Consider the following 20,500-nt stretch of genomic DNA (forward strand, 5'->3'; position numbering starts at 1 on the left):
GGCAGTCTAGGGAACAGGTGAGACTTGACCCTGTCACGGTGTCAAGGTCTTCACTGGTGGTCGGAGGTGGTTCCCATCGACTCGACCGACCAGCCCACGCCCGACGCACGAGTGGTCGACGCGTTGTCCGCCGACGACCCGTCGAGGCGGCTCAACGCGGCCCTGGCCCTCGGTACGCACCCGCATCCCGGTGCCGTGGACGTACTCGTGGCGCGCGGCGGGGTCGAACCGGACTTCTTCGTGCGCGACATGCTCACCTGGGCGCTGACCCGGCTGCCGTCGGAGGTCACGGTGCCGAGGCTGCTGGCGGAGCTCGACTCCACCCATGCCCAGGCCCGCAGTCAGGCGCTGCACAGCCTGTCGAAGATCAGGGACCGGAGCGTCTGGCCGGCGATCACGACCGCGTTGCTGCGCGACGCCGACGACACGGTGGCGCGGACCGCCTGGCGAACGGCCGTCGTGCTCGTACCCGACGCGGAGCGGTCGGCACTGGCCACGGAGCTGGCCACGCAGTTCGGTCGCGGTGACCGGGAGGTCCAGCTCAGTCTGAGCCAGGCCCTCGTCGAGCTGGCCGACGTGGTCGAGCCGGTCCTGGCGGCGGCGGCCACCCACCGGGACCCGGCGGTACGGGCGCACGCGCGCGCCACCGAACGCCTGCTGCTCGACCCGGAGGCCGGATTCGACCTCGCCGTGCACGAGGCGAGAAGGGTCGCGGTGCTCGGCCCGGACCGGGAGGAGACACCCGGTGCTGATCGGTGAGGTGGCACGACGGTCGGGGGTGAGCGCCCGGATGCTCCGGCACTATGACGCGCTCGGGCTGGTCCGTCCCACCGGTCGCACCGTGGGCGGCTTCCGGGAGTACACCCCGGAGAACGTCCGGCGGATCTTCCACGTGGAGGGGCTGCGCTCGCTGGGGCTGTCGCTGCGGGAGATCGGTCGTACCCTCGACGACCCCGCCTTCACCCCGGCGGCGCTGGTCGGCGACCTCATCCGGCGGACCGAGGAGCGGCTGCACCGGGAGCGTGAGCTGCTCGACCGGCTCCGCACGGTCGATGCCGCCGGGCCCGCCGACTGGCCGGAGGTGGCGCGTCTGATCGAACTGCTGCACGGTCTCGGATCGGGCAGTGCCGCGCGCCGCCAGCAGGCGGTCCTCGTCGAGCACGAGTCGGCCCCCACCGAGTTGCTGGCCGAGGCGGTGCTCGGCGAGTCCGATCCGCACGTCGCCGGGGCGCTGCGGTGGGCTCTCGCGCGGGCGGCCGGTGCCGGTGTGGCCCGGGTGGCGTCCGGCCTGACCTCGGGTGACGCCGAGGTGCGGCGGCGCGCGGTCCGGGCGCTCGCCGAGTTGCCGGGCGACGAGGCGAGCGCCGCCCTCGTCGACGCGCTCGCCGACGCCGAGCCGGCGGTGCGCGGACCGGCCGCGCTCGCGCTCGGCGCCCGGGGCGACACCCGGGCGGTGCCGACGCTTGTCGGTCTCGTGGTCGAGGGTCCCAACGACGTCGAGGCGGCCGAACTGCTGGGCACCCTCGCCGAGGACGCGACGTGGGCGGAACGGATCATGACTGCGCTGGCCGACGAACTCGCCGATCCGGGCGCGGACTCGGCGGCGCGGATGCGGCTGACCCAGGCCCTCGCCGAGATGCCGGGGACCCTCGCGGCGGACACGCTGCGCTGTTTGACCCGCGACGACGACCGGCCGGTGGCGCTCGTCGCCTCGGCCCTGCTCGCCGTCCTCGACGGGCGCGACGGCGACGCCCGGAGCGCCGCGACCTGACGCCGGGTCAGGCCGGGACGTGCCCGTTCAGGTACGCGTTGATCTGGTCGATCTCCAACTGGTTGAAGATCTCGGGTTGGTCGGCGGCCTGGTTCGAGTTGATGATCCGCTTGAACAGGTTGTAGTGGGCCATCGACCGCAGCCCGATCACGCGGTTGGGGGTGACCAGGTAGCCGGTGCCGCCGGTGCTCCAGATGAGGTACATGAGTCCGTCCTTGGTGAGAATCGCGGGTGGCTGGCCGGGTGCCCCGGCGTAGGGAGCGCCGGTGAGGATCGACTCGGGGTCCACGCGGTGCCCGTTCGGATGGAAGATCTCCAGGTGCAGGTGCGGCCCGGTGGAGCGGCCCGTCGACCCGACGTTGCCGAGGTGCTGCCCGGCCGCGAGCTGCGTGCCGACCCGCACCACGGGTACGTCCCGCAGGTGACCGTAGACGCTGCGCCACCCGTCGGCGTGGGTGACCGTGGCGTGGTGACCGAGCCCGGCGGCGCTGTAGGTGACGCCGGTGACGGTGCCGGCCGCGATCGACCGGACCGGATAGCCGAGGATGCCGCCGTAGCTGTAGTCGGTGCCGTTGTGCTGCCGCCGCTCGCCGGTGATCGGGTCGACCCGTACGCCGAACGACGAGGTGATCGGGACCCACTTGTCGAACGGTCGGTTCCAGCGGGGCGTCGCCCCGTACGCCGCCTCGGCGAGCCACGCCTCCGGGATCACGCCGACGGCGAGGGTGGCGGTGATCAGGCCCAGCAGGCGCCGGCGATCGATCAGGTGACCTTCGTCCACAACTGCTCCAGCCGGTAGCCGGGACACGTCGGCCGACACCGTCGAAGCCATAACGACGATCTTCGATCGAACGGGGTTTGGAGTCTAGGTCACCACGGTGCCGGGACGCCACCCCTCAGGCGGTCGCACCGCCGTCGATCGCGATCGACGCACCGGTGATGTGCCGGCCGCCGTCACCCACCAGGTGACTGACGGTCGCGGCCACGTCGGCCGGCGACGCGTACCGCCCGAGGGCGATCTGCGTCCGCTGCGCGTCCGCACCGTCGCTGTCGGCCGGATTCATGTCGGTGTCGGTCGAGCCGGGCAGGATCAGGTTGACGGTGATGCCACGCGGGCCGAGTTCGCGGGCCAGGGCCCGGGTCAGCCCGTTCACCGCGCTCTTGGTCATCGCGTACGCGCTGACTCCGGGCGCGGGGACACGACTGGCGAAGCTGCTGCCGATGTTGACGATCCGCCCACCATCGCCCATGTGCCGCACCGCCGCCTGGGTGGCCAGGTACACCCCGCGTACGTTCACCGCGACCGCCCGGTCCAGCGCGTCGAAGCTGACCGACTCGATCGGCCCACCCGCGAACACCCCCGCGTTGTTGACCAGGATGTCCAGCCGCCCCAACTCGGCCACCGTCCGGTCCACCGCGTCGATCACCGCCGTCGGATCGGCGCTGTCCGCACTGAGCGACAAGCCGGTTCGCCCGTACGCCTCGATGTCGGCCAGGACGGACTTCGCGTTGTCCCCCGCCGTGCGGTAGGTGAACGCGACGTCGATCCCGTCCTCGGCGAGGCGGCGCGCGACGGCGGCGCCGATGCCCCGGCTCCCGCCCGTGACCAGGGCGACCCTGCCGGCAGTTCTGACCGTCATCCCGCAATCCTGACAGTTCACTCAGGATTGCGATCATCCGGGTCGCCTGTGACGACTGGCCTTCCCGGGCTCCTCGTCCGGCGAGCCGCCGGGCACCCCGCACCGTAAGAAATCCGAAATAGACTGACAGCGCCGGTGGAGTTTCCGCCGACATAGGCTCCGGCGATGACGCGCAAACCCCTGACCTGGCTCCTCGCCGTCCTGCTGGGCGCAGGCGCGGCATTCGGTCTCTACTGGTTCCAACCATGGAAGCTGTTCACCAACCAGGTGGTCGCCGAGACACTGCCGGAGGTCGGCGCACCCGCGCCCGAGGGTTCGCCGCCAGCGGTCGGGTCCCCCTCCGCCCAGGCGTCACCTTCCGCCGCCGACGTCTCCGTCGCGCCGAGTCCGAGGAACAGGCTGCTGGCCAGCGGAGAGTTCGTCACCCACGAACACGAGACCACCGGCACCGCCCGACTGATCCGGCTCGCGGACGGCAGTCACCGGCTGGCACTCCAGGACCTGTCCACCTCCAACGGCCCCGACCTGCGAGTCTGGCTCACCGACCAGCCGGTGATCGCCGGCCGGGACGGCTGGCACGTCTTCGACGACGGGCGATGGCTCGAACTCGACCGGCTCAAGGGAAACCGGGGCGACCAGGTGTACGACATCCCCGCCGACGCGAATCTCGACGACTTCCGCAGCGTCTCGATCTGGTGCAAGCGGTTCTCGGTGTCCTTCGGCGCGGCCGAACTCCGCAAACCGTCCTGATCTGCTCCGCGCCCGGTGCTCCGACGCCGGCCGCAGGTCGTTCGAGCGAACGGGTCGACACCTGTCGGTGTGTAGGCAGACGGCATGTCGGGTACCTCGCGCCTGACACCCCTTACCCCTGCGCAGGAGGACTCCATGACCGTCGTACTCGCCGTTGTCTGCAGCGACGGGGTGGTGATCGGCGCGGACTCCCAGATCACCGAGAGCGACCGTGGTCTGAGCTTCCCCGCCCAGAAGCTTCATCCGCTGGGCTCCTCCGCCGCCTGGGGCGGCAGTGGCGCGCGGGGCGTACTCAACGACCTGCGTCCCCTCCTGGAGGAATCGGCCACCGCCATCCTCGAAGCCCCCGACATCGGCGACGAGTTGCAGGAGCGCGTCCTGCCCATCTTCAAGAAGCACTACAAGAACTACATCCCGGACGTGCCCGGCGAGCCCAACGGCGGCGGGGTGTCGGCGTACCTGCTCGCGGTCGGCTTCAGCCAGGGCGGGCCGTGGATCGTGGAGATCAACCCAAACGGGCTCATCGGCCGCTACGAGGACGTGGGCTTCCACGCCATCGGCTCCGGCGCCCCCATGGCCCAGCAGGCCGGCGCGCTGCTGTCCCACTTCCGGATGACCACGCGCACCGTCGAGTACGGCGTGGTGGGCGTGGTACGGGTGCTGGAGGCGCTGGAGCGGACCTCGCCGTCGGTCGGCGGGCCGTTCAGCGTCGCGTGCATCCGTGAGGAGGGCGCGCACCACCTCGACGAGAAGGAGATCGCCAAGGCGCTGAAGGACGCCCAGCGCTGGCGCGAACTCGAACAGAAGGCGCTCGACGGGCTGTTCGACTGACACCGGGACCTCGTTCGTGATGACTCAGCGCAGCGCGGCGGCCACGGTGGCGATGCCCTCCTCGATGGCCGAGGCGGAGTTGGCCGCGTAGCCGAGGACCAGGCCGGGCGGGTACGGCCGGCGGCAGTGCCAGGACAACGGCTGCACCTTCACCCCACGGGCGAGAGTCGCCGCCGCCAACTCGGTGTCCACCACGTTGCCGTCCAGGGTGGCGGTCAGGTGCAGCCCGGCCGCTGCTCCGTGCACGGTCGCCCTGGGCAGGTGACGTGCCAGGGCGGCGATCATCGCGTCCCGGCGGCGTACGTGCCGGCGGCGCAGCAGCCGCAGTTGCCGTTCCAGCGCCCCTGAGGTGATCAGCTCGGCGAGGACCAGTTGCGGCAGAATCGCGTTGCCCAGGTCGGCGTTGCGTTTGGCGGCCACCACGGGGTCCCGGTACCGGTGGGGCACCAGCAGCCAACCGATCCGCAGCGCCGGGGCGAGCAGCTTCGACACGCTGCCGGCGTAGCAGACCCGCTCCGGCAGGGTGGCCCGCAGCGCGGGCACCGGCGGGCGGTCGTAGCGGTGCTCGGCGTCGTAGTCGTCCTCGATGACCAGACCGCCGCTGAGGGCCCAGTCGGCGAGCCGGCGGCGCCGCTCGCCGTCGAGCACCACGCCGGTCGGGAACTGGTGCGCGGGGGTGAGCATCACCGCGGGTGCCCCGCTGGCGGCCAGTTCGTCCACCCGCAGTCCGGCGGCGTCGACCGGGATCGGCACCGTGTCGAGCCGCCAGTTGTCGAGATGTTGCCGGACGCCGAGGGAACCGGGGTCTTCCACGCCGACGGTGGTGATGCCGTCGTCCGGCAGCACCTGGGCGAGCAGGCCGAGCGCCTGCGACACCCCGGTGGTGACGATCACCTCGGCCGGGTCGACGCTGATCCCCCGGTTGAGGGCCAGCCACCCGGCGACGGCGCGGCGCAGCGTCGGCGTCCCGCACGGGTCGCCGTAGCCGAGGTCCGATGCGGCCAGCCGCCCCAGCACCACCTTCTCGGCCCGCAGCCAGGCCGCGCGGGGAAACGCCGCCAGATCGGGTACGCCGGGTGTCAGGTCGATCCGCGCCGGGGCGGCGCGTACCGCGTCGAAGGCGTCCGGGCCGGGTACCTGCGGGAACAGGACGGTGTCGTCCGACGATCGGACACCGGGTGTCCCCGAGGTCCGCGCCCCGCACCCCGTCCCGGCGCCCGGCGGCGCCGCGACTCCGGTGGCGACCACCACGGTCCCGGCACGGCCCCGGCCGGCGAGGTGCCCGTCCTCCACCAGGCGCTGGTACGCCTCGACCACCACCCCCCGCGACACCCCGAGATCAGCGGCGAGTACCCGGGTGGCGGGCAGCCTGGCACCGACCGGTACCACCCCGTCGCCGATCGCCCGGCGTAGCCGGTGGGCAAGCCAGGCCGCCCGCCCACCCGCCGGAGCCTGCCCGATGTCGAGATGCAGGAAGTCCGACCCGGCGTTGACCGGGGGCCCCGCCACCACCGGAGGCGTGACCGTCCTTTCGGTTATGGACCGGTCGGGTGGGGCGGTTTTGGCACTGTCCATCGGACCATTCTGGCGACAGGGTTGCCGGTGTGCCATCACCGGACCAGGGAGCAACCTCGTGACCATCGCGTTCCTGTTGACCACGCTCGTCGTGGTCGTCACCCCGGGCGCCGGGGTGCTGTTCACACTCTCCGCCGGGTTGACCGGTGGGCGCCGGGCCGCCCTGGTCGCCGCGCTGGGCGGCACCCTGGGCACCGTCCCGCACCTGGTGGCGGCCGTGACCGGGCTCGCCGCGCTGCTGCACTCCAGCGCGCTCGCCTTCGACCTGGTCAAGTACCTGGGCGTGGGCTACCTGCTCTGGCTCGCCTTCGCCACGCTGCGGGACCGGGGTGCGATCACCGTGGACGACACCTCCCCCACCCGTCCGGCGGGCAAGGTCATCGTCTCGGCGGTGCTGATGAACCTGCTCAATCCGAAGTTGACGATCTTCTTTGTGGCGTTCCTGCCGCAGTTCGTCCACCCGGAGACGCCGGGAGCCCTCGGCCGGATGCTCGGGCTCGGCGCGGTGTTCACCGCCACCACGCTGGTGGTCTTCGTCGGGTATGGCCTGGGAGCCGCCGCCGTACGCCGACGCGTGCTCGACCGCCCCCGGGTGGCCGACTGGTTGCGCCGGTGCTTCGCCGGGTCGTTCCTGGCGCTGGGCCTGCTGCTGGCCCGCGCCGAGGCGTGAGGAGTCGAGGGTGTACTTCCAGCACTCTCCCGAGGTCCGGGCCGAGCATCCGCCACTGGTCGCCGGCGTGCTGTACGCCGAGGGCGTCGCCGGTGAGCCGCGAGCCGAACTGCCGCTGGCCGACCTGCTGGCGCAGGCCCGGCAGCGGCTCGCCGCCGGCAGCGAAGCGGGTCTTGCGGAGATCCAGGCGTGGCGTCGGGCATTCGCCCGGATGGGGCTGGCGCCGACCAGGTACCGCTGTGCGTCGGAGTCCCTGCTGCGGCGGCTGCGTACCACCGGTGACCTGCCCCGGGTGCACCCGCTCGTCGACCTCGGCAACGCCGTCTCGGCCGCGTACGCGATCCCGGTCGGAATCCTCGACGTCGATCGCGTCGGCGGTGGCATCGAGGTTCGGCACGCCCGGGGCGACGAGCGCTACCTGACCTTGGGCGGGGCCGAGGAGCGGCCCGACCCCGGTGAGGTGATCTTCGCCGACCCGCACGGACGGGCCCACGCCCGACGCTGGACCAACAGACAGAGCGGCTGGTCGGCGGTGCGCGAGGAGACCTCCACCGTGCTGGTCGTCGTCGAGGCGATGCACGACTCGGCCGCCACGGACGTACCGCGTCTGCTGGGCACACTCGCCGCCGAACTGGACCGGGCGTGGAAAGTGCCCGCGAGGACGGCCCTGCTGACCTCGACCGCCCCGGATTTCCGGTGCGTGACGTGACGCAGCGGGCGGGCGTGGTCGGCCTGATCAGGCGGTCTCGCCCACAGTGGCCGACCAGGTGTGGCAGCAGCGCTCCGGCGGAGACCATCTGCCGGAGGATCACAAGACCATCCGATATCACCCACCGCTGCCACCCCGCCGACCGCCGACCATCCGGTCACCGTGTTTGCCACCGTCCCGCCCGCCACCCGGCTCGTACTGTCTCGCGAGAGTCCGGGCGTTGCGGGCGGGACGTCTGCCGCTGTGGTCGGGTGCGGTCAGCAGCAGGTGCCGGTGGTGGCGGGCTGCTTGTCGGTGGCGGGGGTGTCGCAGGCGCTCGCGGTGGTCTTCTCCAGGTGGTCGGAGTCGGCCTTGACGGTGTAGACCTCCCAGGGTTCGTCGCCGGGGCCACGCACCCAGACCTTGTCCTGGAGGGCGTAGCAGCATTCGGTGCTGTTCTCCTCCAGGGTGATCAGGCCGGATTCGGTGAGGCGCCGGGTGGCGGCGTTGACCTCTTCGGTGGTGGAGACCTCGACGCCCAGGTGGTCCAGCACGGTCGGCTGGCCGGGCTCGCCCGCCAGGAGCACGAGCTTCAACGGCGGGTTCTGGACGGCGAAGTTGGCGTAGCCGGGGCGGCGCTTGGCCGGTTCGACACCGAACAGCTTCGCGTAGAAGGCCACGGAGCCTTCGAGGTCGGACACGCGCAGGGCAAGTTGAACGCGGGACATGGGCTGTCTCCTCTCGGCAGGGCAACGATCACCGCGACCCGTCCTGCCTAGATGATTTTCGAATCAGCCCCCACGTTGCCTCTTGTTTTGAAATCTGTCAACCTAGACGCATGTCGAAACAAGCCGTGCCGGTGGTCGACCTGAACGCGGTGGCCTGCTGCGCCCCGATCGCGGCCCGTCCGATGGACGACGACCAGGCGGCGGTGGTCGCCCCGATGTTCAAGGCCCTGGGCGACCCGGTCCGACTCCGGCTGATGTCGATGATCGCCTCGGTGCCGGAGATCTGCGTCTGTGACCTGACCCCGGCGTTCGACCTGTCCGGACCCACCATCTCCCACCATCTGCGGGTGCTGCGGGACGCTGGCCTGGTGGACTCCGAGCGGCGGGGCACCTGGGTCTGGTACCGGGTCCGCCCGGAAGCCTTCCGCCAGCTCGGCGCACTGCTGGACATCCCCACGGCCCCCCGGGTCACCGGGTGAGCCTCGCGCTGACCCGGCGGGCAAGCGCAGAGTTCACCGGCACGGCCCTGCTGGTCACCGCCGTCGTCGGCTCCGGGATCGCCGCCACCCGGCTCTCCCCGACGGATGTGGGCCTCCAGCTCCTGGAGAACGCGGTCGCCACCGCCCTCGCTCTGGGCGCGTTGATCCTGATGTTCGGCCCCGTGTCGGGCGCGCACTTCAATCCGGTCGTCTCGGCCGTCGACTGGTGGCTCGGCCGCCGGTCCGGGACCGGTCTGACTCTCCGGGGCCTGGCCGCCTACGTCTGCGCGCAGGTCACCGGGGCCGTCGCCGGGGCGGTTCTGGCCGCCCTCATGTTCGGGCTCCCGCCGGTCACCTGGTCCCACACCGACCGCACCGGCGGAAATCTGTGGCTGGCCGAGGTGGTCGCCACCGCCGGGTTGGTCCTCCTGGTCTTCGCCCTCGCCCGTTCCGGCCGCACCACCGTGGCCCCGGCCGCCGTCGGCGCCTACATCGGATCGGCCTACTGGTTCACCTCCTCGACCTCCTTCGCCAACCCTGCGGTCACCATCGGCCGGGCCTTCACCGACACCTTCGCGGGCATCGCCCCCGCCTCCGTGCCCGGCTTCGTCGCCGCCCAGCTCGTCGGCGGCCTGGTGGCCGTCGCCGCCCTCGCCGCCTGGTACCCCCACGCCGCCGACGCGGTGGTCGTGCCCCACCCCACCCGAGAAAGCGCAGCTCGATGACCGACAAGCCCAGCGTCCTGTTCGTCTGCGTCCACAACGCCGGCCGCTCCCAGATGGCCGCCGCCTGGCTCCGCCACCTCGCCGGGGACACCGTCGAGGTCCGCTCCGCCGGCAGCGCGCCCACCGACCAGATCAATCCCACCGCCGTCGAAGCAATGCGGGAAGTCGGCATCGACATCACCGACCAGACCCCGACCCGACTCACCTGGGACACCGCCGAAACCAGCGACGTCATCGTCACCATGGGCTGCGGCGATGCCTGCCCCGTCTTCCCCGGCAAACGCTACGAAGACTGGAAACTCACCGACCCCGCCGGCCAACCCCTCGACGTCGTCCGCCACGTCCGCGACGACATCAAGACCCACGTCACCGAACTGCTCGCCAGCATCCAGCCGGAGAACTGACACCCCACCCGCACCTCCCGGTCTCCCTGAGGGTGCCCGGGATCGGACTCGGCTTTCGGGTCATCGACCGGCACCCGCGGACACCGCCACAGCGGCTCTTGGGTGACCCGTCCGTGGCCCCTGAGGACTCGTCCGGGGCCACGAGCCTGCGGCTGACGCCCCGGCTGTCTCCGTTCCTGCTCCATGGCTGCGCCGTGCGTGCCGGGGCGTGACCGGCCGCCCGGCCGCACGCGCGTCCGGCGTGGTACGGCGGCGGGCCGCAGGGCGCCGCAACATGGTCAGCACGGCGCTTCGGAAGGGTGCGGGGAACCGCTCGGGGTCGGCGCTTCCGGGCTGAGTTGTGCCGAATCTGTGCCAAATGATCAATGGCCAGCGTTTCCGCTGGCCATTGGTGTTGCTGGTGGAGCTGAGGGGATTTGAACCCCTGACCCCCTCGATGCGAACGAGGTGCGCTACCAGTCTGCGCCACAGCCCCTCCGCCGTTTTACCGGCTTCGGTCCCACCCGGCTTTCACCAGGCGGGCCGGCGACAAGGCTAACAGGTCGACCGCCTTCGCCGCGAACCGCCCCGCCCGCTCGACGCCCCAAGATCGCCACACCCCGGACACCTGGCTCCTCGGCCCCCACGAGGCAGCAGAATCCCCGATATTGCCGCCTTCACCCACCGCCGAGGCAGCAACAACCGTGAAACTGCTGCCTGGCGACCAGCCTCCACCCTGCACGGGGTGGCGAGCCCTCGGACAGGAGGTCAGGCGCTGTGCGAGCCGCGGCCGGCCTCGTAGGGACGACCGCGCAGGCCACCGGCGCGGCGGTAGGAGACCGAGCCGCCGCTGGCGACCTGCGGCAGGTCGGCGGGGCGATCCAGGCCCATGGCGGAACGCCGGACGGACTCCCGCTGGGCGGCCAGGCGACGCTGTGCCTCCCGGCGAGCGGCGGCGCGGCGTGCCTGTTCGCGGCGCACCTCGGCCTGCCGGGCGGCCAGCCAGGCGGCCTCGCGGGCCCGGGCACGCCGTCGACGGCGGTCGGCGAGGGCGCGGGCGCGCAGGTGGACGACGTACACGATGAGCAGGGTGCCGGTGACCGCGAAGCTGATCCAGAAGCCGGGGCCGACCACCAGAACGCCGACCAGTTCGACGGCGTTGAGCAGCACCAGGGCGGCGAGGACCCGACGGCGGCGGTAGACGGCGGGGGTGTGCGGGCGTCGGCGGTCGGCGCGGCGGCGTGGACGGCTTCCGGCCGGTGTGACGGAGCGCAGCCGACTCGGACGGCCGGACCGACGCGACGCGGGAGCGCTGTCGGCGGCGCCGGAACCGGTCGACGCCGGATCGCCCGCAGCCGCACTGCCGGAACGGGCCGATGCGGAGCCGCGCGGGGAGTCACCGGTGCGAGGTGCGGGTGGGCCGGAGACCGGGGCGGCGAGCTGGCCCGAGCTGGGGTTCTCGCTGAGGGTGACGACGAGGGCGCGCGACGGGTTGACCGGTCGGCGGCCGGGGACAGTGCGGCGTCGTCGGCGGCGCTGGAGCACCCGCGCCGTCGACTGCGCCCGCTCCGCCACCAACCGCTCGGCGGCGTCGTACCGGCGAACCAGCGCCGGAGCGAGAGCGAGCAGACCGGCGGCGGCGAGGACGGCGAGGAGCACCGAGGTCGGCACCCTCACCCCTCCCGTCACCAAGATTCGGAGCAACCGCCGACCGGCCGCAGGATCTTTCACCGATCGGCGTCGGCGACGTGAATCATGCGGAGCGGGCAGCGCCTGCCGCAGCTTGCAGTTACCTGAGGTTACGGGTCAGGCTGGCCGGAACCACCGCGCCGCGCCGATTCCGCACGTGGGACGGCTCACGGCGTACGGGCGCGCAGCCGGTGCCAACGGGCCAGCAGCCCGCCCTCGGCGGCGATCTCCTCGCTCGTCATCGCGTACCCGATGTGGTCCCGCCACGCACCGTCGATGTGCATGTAGCGCGCGTGGTACGCCTCCTCGCGGAAGCCGAGCTTCTCCACCACGCGACGCGACGGCCCGTTCTCCGGCCGGATGTTGACCTCCACCCGGTGCAGTCCACCCGGGCCGAAGGCGTGGTCGACGGCGAGCGCCATCGCGGTCGGGATCACGCCCTGACCGGCGACCCGACGGTCCACCCAGTACCCGACGTAGCCGGAGCAGAACGCCCGACGCACGATGCTGCCGATGTTGATGTGCCCGACCAGACGTTCCAGGCCGTCGGCATAGAGGCAGACCGCGAACGGCATGCCCTCGCCGGTACGCGCCGACCGCCGCTGGTCGCGGTACACCCAGCGGAAGGTGGCCGGCGAGTTCAGTTCGGTCCAGCCACCGGCCGGCGTGGACTCCCACGGGGCCAGCCACTCCCGGTTGGCGCAGCGCACCTCGGACCAGGCCGCCGCGTCGGAGCGTCGGTACGGTCGCAGCAGCACCGGACCGTCGGAGAGCACCACCGGCCAGCCGGGAGCCCGTCGGAACCGCACCACTCCTCCACTCCCGAGCGTCACCCGGATTCACCGTCGACGGTCGAGCAGCAGCACGTCCACGGTGGAGCCGGCAGCGGCGGCGGTGACCCGCTCACCGAGAACGAGAAGTCCGTTCGCCTCCGCCAGACCGGAGAGGGTGAACGGACCGCCGTTGAGCGGTTGGACAGTGTAACCCCCACCCCGTCGCTCGGCGACGTGCGCGGGCCGGAACTCGCGCAGACCCACCGGCGAGGAGACCGTCTCCAGCAGGTGCGCCCGCACGCTGGGGCGGAACACCGGTTCGGCGCCGGCCAGCAGGTTGATCGCGGGACGGGCCAGCACCTCGAAACCGATCATCGCCGCACCGGGGTCGCCGGGCAGACACACCACCGGCACCTCCTCGGCGCCGACGGTGCCGAAGCCGAGCGCGGTGCCCGGATAGAGCGCCACGTCGGTGAAGGTGACCGGTCCGGCGCGGCTGCCCTCCCGCCGGGACAGGATGCGGCGGACCATGTCGCCGGGGCCGGTGCCGGTGCCGCCGGTGGTGATGATCAGGTCGGCCCGCAGGGTCTGGTCCTCCAGCAGGCCGCGCAGCCCCTCCGGGTCGTCGTCGCAGATGCCCACCCGGTACGCCAGGGCACCCGCCTCCGCCGCCGCCGCGGTCAACGCGTGCGAGTTGGCGTCCACCACCTGGCCGGGCTGGCTGCCCCGGCCGACGTCCACCAGTTCGTCGCCGGTGGCCACGATCACCACCCGGGGGCTGGGGCGGACCACCACGTGCCCGATGCCGGTGGCGGCGAGGACCGCGACCAGCGCCGGTGAGACGTACGTGCCGGCGCGGGCGAGCATCGTGCCGGCGGCCACCTCCTCACCGGCCCGGCGTACGCCGTAGCCCCGCTTCGGGGCGCGGAAGATCTCCACCGCGGCCATGCCCTGGTCGGTCCACTCGACCGGGACGACCACGTCGGCGGCGACCGGGAGTGGCGCTCCGGCGGCCACCGAGAAGCACGAGCCGGGGGTGAGCCGGACCGGCCGCCAACTGGCCGCGCCGAGGTCACCGACCACGTTGAGGCGTATCGTGCGACCACCCGGACGGCCGGACTGGGCCGGGACGTATCCCACGCCCCGGGTCCCGCCGGCGATGTCCTCCCAGCGCGCGGCGTACCCGTCCACGGCCGCCTGGTCGAAGGCCGGGAACGAGTGCGGAGCGACGACGTCCTCGGCGAGGACGTTGCCGTGCGCCTGGGTGAGGTCGAGGTCGAGCGGAGGCAGCGCACGTAACCTGCGCAGCACACTGCCCAGGTAGTCGGCGAGCGGCGTCAACCCGTTTTCGGCCGCCTCGGCGTCGGCCGTCGCGGTCATGTATTCGGACCGCCCGACGCGTCGGAGTTGACGAACTCGGTCAGCCACTTGCGGAACTCGCTGCCCAGGTCCTCGCGTTCGGCGGCGATCTGGACGACGGTCTGCAGGTAGCCCAGCGGCATACCGGTGTCGTAGCGGGTGCCGCGGTAGACGATCGCGTGCACGGGAGTGCCCTCGGTCCGCAGCAGCTCCATGGCGTCGGTGAGTTGGATCTCGCCGCCGCTGCCGGGCTCGGTACGCCGGATCGCGTCGAAGATCCTGCCCGGCAGGACGTACCTGCCGAGCACGGCCAGGTTGCTCGGGGCGTCCTCCGGCTTGGGCTTCTCCACCATGCCGGTGACCCGGACGACCTCGCCGATGTCGGTCAGCTCGGACTCGGCGGGCTCGACCGAGGCGATGCCGTAGCGCGTGGTCTCCGCCGGGTCGACCTCGAAGAAGGCGAGCACCACGCCACCGGTACGGGACTGCAGCTCCAACATGGCCGGCAGCAGCGGCTCGGAGAGGTTGACGAACTCGTCGCCGAGCATCACCGCGAAGGGCTCGTCGCCGACGTGCGACTCGGCGTACCCGACGGCGTGGCCGAGGCCGAGCTGCTCGGGCTGCCGGCAGGTGTAGATGGCGGCCAGTTCCTCGGTGCGCTTGACGGCGGCCAGCAGCTCGGGCTTCTCCGCGAGCCGCTCCTCCAGGTCGGGGCGGCGATCGAAGTGATCGACCATCGATGTCTTGCCGCGCCCGGTGATCAGGAGCACGTCGCCGATACCTGCCTGGGCGGCCTCCTCGACGATGTACTGCAACACGGGGCGGTCGACGACCGGTAGCAGCTCCTTGGGTACCGCCTTGGTCGCCGGCAGGAACCGGGTGGCCAGGCCGGCGGCCGGGATGACGGCCTTGACGGCACGGGGACGACCGGTGGCGGCGGTCGCTGAGGGGTTCGCTGAGTGCTCCGACATGTCGCGAGACTATCGGCCGGGGCCGTGACGCGGCGGGTGAGGACCGGAAGACGCGCCGCCCGCCGGGGCAGTTCTGCCGGTCCCGGCGGAACCGGCCCCGGCCGGTTCGTCGCCGGTGGTCGGTTCGCCCGGATCGCCCTCGGGTCCGGCCCGGGGCAGACCGTCCCGCGGGCTACGGGTCGCCACCAGCACCGGTAGCTCCCGGGTGGCGGACGCCTCGCGGGCGGGAGCCAGCCGCCAGGTGTCCCGGCCACCCGACTTCGCGGCGTACAGCGCCTCGTCGGCCGCCTGGAGCACCTGCGGTCCGGTGTCGGCGTGGTCCGGAAAGACGGCGATCCCGATCGATACCGTCACCGGGACGTGGTCCGGCACCCCGGCGTGCCCCGCCACGGAGACCGGGCTGTCCCGGACGGCCGTGGCGAGCCGCTCGGCGACGATGGTCGCGCCCCGGGCGTCGGTCTCCGGCAGCAGCACCACGAACTCCTCCCCGCCCTGCCGGAAGGCGAGGTCCACCTCGCGGATCTCGCCCCGTACGCGTCGGGCGAACTCGGCCAGCACGGTGTCCCCGGCCGGGTGCCCGTACGTGTCGTTGATCCGCTTGAACCGGTCCAGGTCCAGCACGAGGACGCTGACCGTCCGACCGAACCGGCTGGCCCGTTCCACCTCGCGACGCACCGACTCGCGCAGGTAGCGGTAGTTCCACAGCCCGGTCAGCGGGTCGGTGAGCGAGAGCCGCTGCGCCTCCTCGTGGACGCGGACGTTCTCCACCGCCACCGCCGCGTGCCCGGCGAAGGTGCGCAGCGTCGCCAGGTCGTCGTCGTCGAACTCGGCTCCGCCCGGTCGGTCGTAGAGGGCGAGCACGCCGAGCACTGTCTCCGGCGCGTCCGGCCGGGTTCCGGCGGTCGCGGCGTCGCACCCCGGGCCGGGTTCGGCGCGCACGGTCGCCTCGGGCGTGGTGAACGGCACCGCGACGTACGTCCGGCAGGGCGGTTCGCCGTCGGTGTCGGCCGGGCCCACCCGTCCCCGGCAGGGTCGGCCGGTCGCCGCGACCTCGCCCAGCAGACCGCTGCCCACCGGCACCGACCCGGTGCCGGGCCAGTACCCGTCGAGCCCCTCGGAGCACTGGGCGACCAGCACGCCGCCGGGCTCGGTGAGCAGCACCGCACCGGCCCGGGCGCCGGTCGCGGCGAGCGCGCTGCGCAGGATCACCCGCAGGATCCGTTGCAGGTCGTGCGTACTGGCCAGGGTGTCGCCCAGCACCGCGAGGTGCCCGCGTAGCTGGTCGCGGCTGCTGGCCAACGCCGCCAGATAGCCACCGGTCTCCTGGGCCATCCGGTTGAACGCGGCGGCGAGGCGGCCGACCTCGTCGTCACTGCGTACCGGCACCCGGGCGGTCAGGTCACCGGCTGCCACCCGGTCCACCGCACCGGCCAGTTCCACCAGCGGGCGGGTGGTCACCCGCGCCAGTCGCCAGGCGGCGGCCACCCCCAGCAGGGCGGCGAGCAGCACCACGCCGACCAGCACGGCGTGCAGCCCGGGTGGCTGGTCGCTGGGCACCGAGAGCACCAGGTGCAGCGGCTGGCCGGTGGTCGGGCCGGCCCGGCGCAGGTACCGGCCGTCCGGCGTGCCGGTCACCCGCTCACCGCGCAGCGACGCGGCGGCGGCGACCACCTCGTCCCGGCCGTTCGCCGACTCCGTGGTGTGCGCGACGTGCGGCACGCCGCCGCCGTCGAGCAGGGTCACCGCGACGCCGGTCACCGCCGCGAGACGCGCCACGAACCGGGGGTCGACCGGCTGGGCGGCGGAGACGGTGCCGAGCGCCGTTCCGGTCGGGTCGCGCAGTTCCACCCGGACGGCGAGCGCACCGACCGGCCCGGCGGAGACCGCGCCGAGACCGATCACGGGCGGCTCCGCTGGGCCGCAGTCCCGCCAGGGCGCCGGTGGGGCGTCCGGGGTGGCGAAGCTGACCCGGCCGGTCACGTCGGTGACCAGCACCGCCGAGGCCAGGCCCCGGCTGACCACCTGGCTGGCGGCACCCGGCCGGTCGGCGGTGAGGGCGACCGCGTCCGCGGCGGCACGGAGTTGCTGGCAGAGCGCGTCGATCGAGGTGCGCACGGCGGTGGCGGCCACCGCGAGCCGCTCGGTGGCGCGGCTGCGGTCCATGGTCGCCACGGTGGAGGCGACGAAGACGGCACCGAGCAGGACCGGGCCGAACGCCACGGCCAGGAACGACGCGGTCAACCGCCCCCGTAGCGTCAACGCCTCACCTTCCCCCCGGAAGTTGCGCGACCGTCGCCTGCGATGCTGACACAGAGCAACGGCGGGAAAGGCGTTGCGTGAGGGGTGTTGCGTGCCTGAATTTGCGGAAGGAGCGGAAGTGACGCATGACGCGAAGCGGGCGGCACGGGTGACGCTGCTGGCCCGCCGTCGGGCGTACACCGCCGCCGAGCGGGAGAGCGCCGCCGGAGCCGTCCAGGCCGCACTCGTCGACCTGGTACGCCGACTACGGCCGACCCGGGTGGCCGCGTACGCGCCGGCGGGCGGTGAGCCGGGCGGCCCGGACCTGCCGGCGGTGCTCGCCGACGCGTTGCCGCCCGGCGCCGAGCTGCTGCTGCCGGTGCTCCGCGACGACCTGGACCTGGACTGGGCCCGCTGGGCGGGAGCCGACGCGATGGTCGCCGCCGGTCGGGGCATCCGCGAGCCGGACACCCCTCGGCTGGGTCTCGACGCGATCGCCACGGCCGAAGTGGTCGTGGTGCCCGCCCTGGCCGTCGACCGCCGGGGCGTACGCCTGGGTCGGGGTGGCGGCTCGTACGACCGGGCGCTGGCCCGGGTGCCGGCGACCGCCCTCACGGTGACGCCGCTGTACGACGGCGAGCTGCTCGACGAGGTCCCGGCCGAGCCCCACGACCGTCCGGTACGCGCGGCGCTCACCCCGAGCGGCGGCCTGCTCCCGCTCTCGGGTGTCGCGCCACACACTTCCGCTGGACGAACCGGCCCCCGATGACGCACCATTGGCACTCGAATACGTCGAGTGCCAACCGGCCGTGTCAGACCCGGAGGAGAACGTGCCCACGTACCAGTACGCCTGCACCACGTGCGGTCACCAGCTCGAGGCGGTGCAGTCCTTCTCCGACGAGCCGCTGACCGACTGCCCGGCGTGCGAGGGGCGGCTGCGGAAGGTCTTCAACTCCGTCGGCATCGTCTTCAAGGGCTCCGGTTTCTACCGCACCGACTCCCGCTCGAACGGCTCGGCGAGCACCGACACCACGTCGAGCCCGAGCAAGTCGGGTACGTCCGAGTCGTCGTCCTCCTCGACCGGCTCGACCTCCTCGTCGAGCAGCACGTCGGGTGGCAGCACCGGCTCGTCGGGCAACTCCTCCGGCGGCGGCACGAGCAAGGCTCCGGCGGCGGCCAGCACCCCCTGACCGGGCCCCGACCGGGTACGCGTCGCCCCGCCTCGTCGATCGCGACGGTCGCCGGGCGACGGCCCGGCGCGGTCCCGGCTCGGCAGGGCGTTTCAGTCCCAGTGCGGCGGGCGTTCGGCGAGCAGCCGGTCGTCGTTGCCGCCGGTCCGCTCGCCCCACCCGCGATCGGTGTCGTCGGCGCTCTGTTCCGGCAGCACCACGAAGTCGTCGTCGCTCAGGTCGACCGCGCGATCGTCGTCGCGCCGCCCACCGGGATTCCCACTCGTCACGAGCGCCAAGGCTAACGCAACCACCGGACCGCTCCCGAACCGCCGACCACGGACTGTGCGGGCTGACCGAGCACGGCGTACGGGGTCACGGCGCGGCCGACGGCGTGGCACACCGGTCGTTGGTAGCGTCGGACGGCGTGACGACGCCCCACCCCGGCCCGGCCTCCGACGATCCCTGGCGCCGGCCCGTCACCGGGGACGGGCCCACGCCCGACACCGGTGCGGAGTCCGCCACCCGTGCCCGGCCGGAGTCCCCGCCCGACCCCCGGCCGGAGTCCCCACCCGGTGCCGGCGGGTTGCCCGCACCGGGCGCCCCCGTGCCACGCCGACCCGCGTCCGACGATCCCTGGCGTCCGCCGACGGCCCCCGCCGACGACGTCGCGACCGGTCCGGGCGCCGGCTCCCCGGGTGGTCACCGACCGGCCGGGTACGGCGGGCCACCGCCCACCACCGCGCCGCCGCCCGGATGGCGTCCGCCGGTGCATCTCCAGGCGGCACCGCCACGGCGGCTACCGGCACAGGACATGACGGCGCTGGACACGCAGGAGCAGCGGGCGCAGCGGGTGACCTGGGTGATCGGCGGGATCGCGGGCGCCGTCCTCGTGGTGGTGGTCTGCCTGCTCTGCTCGCGGGCGTTCCTCTGAACGAGGCGGGCCGTCAGTCGAAGGTGTTGCCCCAGACCATCTCGGAACCCGAGTGACCGGTGAGCCAGACGTAGACGAGCGCGGCCACACCCGCCCCGATCACCAGCACCGACAGCACCGGCGTCGACCAGGTCGGCAGCTTCGGCGCCCGGGGGTGGCTGCTGGTCGCGACCAGCAGCAGGATCGTCACCACGGCGAGACCCAGCGTGATCAGGAACAGCACGTCACCGTAGGCGGCGTGCGCGTTCATCTGGTCGATGATCTCGCCGGAGAAGCCTCTGGCGATCTGCCGTTCCTGCAGGGCCTCGCCGGACTGCTTGCCGACGAACGCCGTGATCGGCGCGGCGATCGCGAGGACCGCCACCGCCCAGTCCAGGCGGGAACGGAATCTCGGCAGCGCGATGTACGCGGCGGCGAGCAACACCAGCAGTGGTACGAAGACCACGACCGCATGCACGACGAGCACGTGCATGGGCAGGCCCAGCGCCTTCTCGAACATCCGCACCTCCGGCGGTAGGTGATCGTGACCTGTCAGCGTACGGGCCGGGGTGGGCCCCGCCCAGTGCGCTTCTGCTTGACACGGCCCATCGGCGCCCAGGGTTCACCGACACGTCACCCGGAAGGGCTGGCTGTGGCCCGAGCCACCGAACCCGCCGGTCTGTTGTCCGGTCGGTGCGAGCGTGCTGTCATTGACACATGTCCAGGGGTGAGGATCTGCTGCGGTCGCACGGCCTGCGGGTCACCCGGCCACGCCTCGCCGTACTCGACGTCTTGGCGGACGGCGGTCACCTTGACGTCGACGAGATCACCCGACGGGTACGCGAGCGGATCGACTCGGTCTCCACACAGGCGGTCTACGACGTGCTGGGGGCGCTCTCCCGCGCCGGGCTGTCCCGCCGGATCGCACCGGCCGGCAGTCCCGCCCGTTACGAGGCCCGGGTCGGTGACAACCACCACCACATGGTGTGCCGTGGCTGCGGCGAGATCGCCGACGTGGACTGCGCCGTCGGCGAGGCCCCCTGCCTGGATCCGCGGGTCGCGGTCGGCTTCCACGTCGACGAGGCCGAAGTCACCTTCTGGGGGCTCTGTCCCGGTTGCCAGGCCCGCCGCTCCGCCGACTCCTGAAC

General features: G+C 72.9%; 24 protein-coding genes and 1 tRNA gene. 13 read left to right on the plus strand and 12 right to left on the minus strand.

Annotated features, from left to right (window positions below):
- Positions 1–75 precede the first annotated feature (75 nt).
- Entirely contained in the window at positions 76–759 is a 684-nt protein-coding gene (locus ACFYTT_RS07715) for a HEAT repeat domain-containing protein (protein ID WP_387258649.1), read from the plus strand.
- On the plus strand, positions 746–1,771 hold the full coding sequence (locus ACFYTT_RS07720) for a MerR family transcriptional regulator (protein WP_387258070.1): 1,026 nt from the start codon (positions 746–748) through the stop codon (positions 1,769–1,771). Before ACFYTT_RS07715 ends, ACFYTT_RS07720 begins: the two co-directional genes overlap by 14 nt.
- Positions 1,772–1,778: 7 nt before the next feature.
- Here ACFYTT_RS07720 and ACFYTT_RS07725 read toward each other — a convergent pair whose 3' ends face one another.
- Positions 1,779–2,552: a M23 family metallopeptidase gene (locus ACFYTT_RS07725; protein ID WP_387258071.1), complete on the minus strand. Its 774-nt coding sequence runs from the start codon at positions 2,550–2,552 to the stop codon at positions 1,779–1,781.
- Between the two features lie 115 nt (positions 2,553–2,667).
- Complete coding sequence (locus ACFYTT_RS07730) at positions 2,668–3,411, minus strand: SDR family NAD(P)-dependent oxidoreductase (RefSeq protein ID WP_131056446.1); 744 nt, start codon at positions 3,409–3,411, stop codon at positions 2,668–2,670.
- Positions 3,412–3,576: 165 nt separating this feature from the next.
- On the opposite strand from ACFYTT_RS07730, the gene ACFYTT_RS07735 reads away from it, so the two are divergent.
- Both ACFYTT_RS07735 and ACFYTT_RS07740 read left to right on the plus strand, forming a co-directional pair.
- Positions 3,577–4,161: a DM13 domain-containing protein gene (locus ACFYTT_RS07735; RefSeq protein ID WP_387258072.1), complete on the plus strand. Its 585-nt coding sequence runs from the start codon at positions 3,577–3,579 to the stop codon at positions 4,159–4,161.
- A 135-nt stretch (positions 4,162–4,296) separates the two neighbouring features.
- Positions 4,297–4,992 carry a proteasome protein gene (locus ACFYTT_RS07740; RefSeq protein WP_131056442.1) on the plus strand — a complete coding sequence of 232 codons (696 nt, stop codon included), beginning with the start codon at positions 4,297–4,299 and terminating at the stop codon, positions 4,990–4,992.
- A 24-nt stretch (positions 4,993–5,016) separates the two neighbouring features.
- Here ACFYTT_RS07740 and ACFYTT_RS07745 read toward each other — a convergent pair whose 3' ends face one another.
- The gene (locus ACFYTT_RS07745; RefSeq protein ID WP_387258073.1) at positions 5,017–6,567 is read right to left on the minus strand and encodes a PLP-dependent aminotransferase family protein; all 1,551 of its coding nucleotides are present in this window, start codon (positions 6,565–6,567) and stop codon (positions 5,017–5,019) included.
- Positions 6,568–6,625: 58 nt separating this feature from the next.
- On the opposite strand from ACFYTT_RS07745, the gene ACFYTT_RS07750 reads away from it, so the two are divergent.
- Both ACFYTT_RS07750 and ACFYTT_RS07755 read left to right on the plus strand, forming a co-directional pair.
- The gene (locus ACFYTT_RS07750) at positions 6,626–7,237 is read left to right on the plus strand and encodes a LysE family translocator (protein ID WP_131056307.1); all 612 of its coding nucleotides are present in this window, start codon (positions 6,626–6,628) and stop codon (positions 7,235–7,237) included.
- A gap of 10 nt (positions 7,238–7,247) precedes the next feature.
- Positions 7,248–7,946 carry a B3/4 domain-containing protein gene (locus tag ACFYTT_RS07755; RefSeq protein ID WP_387258074.1) on the plus strand — a complete coding sequence of 233 codons (699 nt, stop codon included), beginning with the start codon at positions 7,248–7,250 and terminating at the stop codon, positions 7,944–7,946.
- A 257-nt stretch (positions 7,947–8,203) separates the two neighbouring features.
- On the opposite strand, the gene ACFYTT_RS07760 is transcribed toward ACFYTT_RS07755, so the two are convergent.
- On the minus strand, positions 8,204–8,653 hold the full coding sequence (locus tag ACFYTT_RS07760) for an ArsI/CadI family heavy metal resistance metalloenzyme (RefSeq protein WP_176092499.1): 450 nt from the start codon (positions 8,651–8,653) through the stop codon (positions 8,204–8,206).
- 110 nt (positions 8,654–8,763) lie between these two features.
- Here ACFYTT_RS07760 and ACFYTT_RS07765 point away from each other — a divergent pair, with 110 nt between their 5' ends.
- From ACFYTT_RS07765 to ACFYTT_RS07775, 3 genes are read left to right on the plus strand one after another with little or no spacing between them, the layout of a single operon-like run.
- Positions 8,764–9,132 carry a metalloregulator ArsR/SmtB family transcription factor gene (locus ACFYTT_RS07765; protein WP_131056301.1) on the plus strand — a complete coding sequence of 123 codons (369 nt, stop codon included), beginning with the start codon at positions 8,764–8,766 and terminating at the stop codon, positions 9,130–9,132.
- Entirely contained in the window at positions 9,129–9,857 is a 729-nt protein-coding gene (locus ACFYTT_RS07770) for an aquaporin (RefSeq protein ID WP_387258075.1), read from the plus strand. The genes ACFYTT_RS07765 and ACFYTT_RS07770 overlap by 4 nt, the downstream gene beginning before the upstream one ends.
- Entirely contained in the window at positions 9,854–10,261 is a 408-nt protein-coding gene (locus tag ACFYTT_RS07775) for an arsenate reductase ArsC (protein ID WP_131056297.1), read from the plus strand. The genes ACFYTT_RS07770 and ACFYTT_RS07775 overlap by 4 nt, the downstream gene beginning before the upstream one ends.
- Positions 10,262–10,659: 398 nt before the next feature.
- On the opposite strand, the gene ACFYTT_RS07780 is transcribed toward ACFYTT_RS07775, so the two are convergent.
- From ACFYTT_RS07780 to ACFYTT_RS07805, 6 genes are all read right to left on the minus strand, one after another.
- Positions 10,660–10,736, minus strand: a tRNA-Ala gene (locus tag ACFYTT_RS07780).
- 272 nt (positions 10,737–11,008) lie between these two features.
- A complete protein-coding gene (locus ACFYTT_RS07785) occupies positions 11,009–11,917 on the minus strand; it encodes a hypothetical protein (RefSeq protein ID WP_176092497.1) in 909 nt (302 codons plus the stop codon).
- Between the two features lie 179 nt (positions 11,918–12,096).
- Positions 12,097–12,738: a GNAT family N-acetyltransferase gene (locus tag ACFYTT_RS07790; RefSeq protein ID WP_131052644.1), complete on the minus strand. Its 642-nt coding sequence runs from the start codon at positions 12,736–12,738 to the stop codon at positions 12,097–12,099.
- A gap of 30 nt (positions 12,739–12,768) precedes the next feature.
- Positions 12,769–14,082 (minus strand): gephyrin-like molybdotransferase Glp, encoded by a 1,314-nt coding sequence (gene glp / locus ACFYTT_RS07795; protein WP_131052643.1) that lies wholly within the window; start codon positions 14,080–14,082, stop codon positions 12,769–12,771.
- Positions 14,079–15,032: a UTP--glucose-1-phosphate uridylyltransferase gene (locus ACFYTT_RS07800; protein ID WP_131052642.1), complete on the minus strand. Its 954-nt coding sequence runs from the start codon at positions 15,030–15,032 to the stop codon at positions 14,079–14,081. The genes glp and ACFYTT_RS07800 overlap by 4 nt, the downstream gene beginning before the upstream one ends.
- A gap of 9 nt (positions 15,033–15,041) precedes the next feature.
- Positions 15,042–17,291: a diguanylate cyclase gene (locus ACFYTT_RS07805; protein ID WP_387258076.1), complete on the minus strand. Its 2,250-nt coding sequence runs from the start codon at positions 17,289–17,291 to the stop codon at positions 15,042–15,044.
- A 118-nt stretch (positions 17,292–17,409) separates the two neighbouring features.
- Between ACFYTT_RS07805 and ACFYTT_RS07810 the strand changes: the two genes are divergently transcribed.
- Both ACFYTT_RS07810 and ACFYTT_RS07815 read left to right on the plus strand, forming a co-directional pair.
- Positions 17,410–18,039: a 5-formyltetrahydrofolate cyclo-ligase gene (locus ACFYTT_RS07810; protein ID WP_236145678.1), complete on the plus strand. Its 630-nt coding sequence runs from the start codon at positions 17,410–17,412 to the stop codon at positions 18,037–18,039.
- Positions 18,040–18,100: 61 nt separating this feature from the next.
- Positions 18,101–18,460, plus strand: coding sequence for an FmdB family zinc ribbon protein (locus tag ACFYTT_RS07815; RefSeq protein ID WP_131052640.1), 360 nt, complete (start codon positions 18,101–18,103; stop codon positions 18,458–18,460).
- A gap of 92 nt (positions 18,461–18,552) precedes the next feature.
- Here the strand turns inward: ACFYTT_RS07815 and ACFYTT_RS07820 are convergent, their stop codons facing one another.
- Entirely contained in the window at positions 18,553–18,729 is a 177-nt protein-coding gene (locus ACFYTT_RS07820) for a hypothetical protein (protein WP_162854344.1), read from the minus strand.
- 137 nt (positions 18,730–18,866) lie between these two features.
- On the opposite strand from ACFYTT_RS07820, the gene ACFYTT_RS07825 reads away from it, so the two are divergent.
- A complete protein-coding gene (locus ACFYTT_RS07825; RefSeq protein ID WP_131052639.1) occupies positions 18,867–19,373 on the plus strand; it encodes a hypothetical protein in 507 nt (168 codons plus the stop codon).
- Positions 19,374–19,386: 13 nt separating this feature from the next.
- Here the strand turns inward: ACFYTT_RS07825 and ACFYTT_RS07830 are convergent, their stop codons facing one another.
- A complete protein-coding gene (locus tag ACFYTT_RS07830; protein ID WP_131052638.1) occupies positions 19,387–19,872 on the minus strand; it encodes a DUF2231 domain-containing protein in 486 nt (161 codons plus the stop codon).
- Positions 19,873–20,069: 197 nt separating this feature from the next.
- Here ACFYTT_RS07830 and ACFYTT_RS07835 point away from each other — a divergent pair, with 197 nt between their 5' ends.
- Complete coding sequence (locus tag ACFYTT_RS07835) at positions 20,070–20,498, plus strand: Fur family transcriptional regulator (RefSeq protein WP_176092492.1); 429 nt, start codon at positions 20,070–20,072, stop codon at positions 20,496–20,498.
- Positions 20,499–20,500 lie beyond the last annotated feature (2 nt).

The sequence above is a fragment of the Micromonospora sp. NPDC003816 genome, from assembly GCF_042874705.1.
In the GTDB taxonomy this organism is placed as follows: domain Bacteria; phylum Actinomycetota; class Actinomycetes; order Mycobacteriales; family Micromonosporaceae; genus Micromonospora.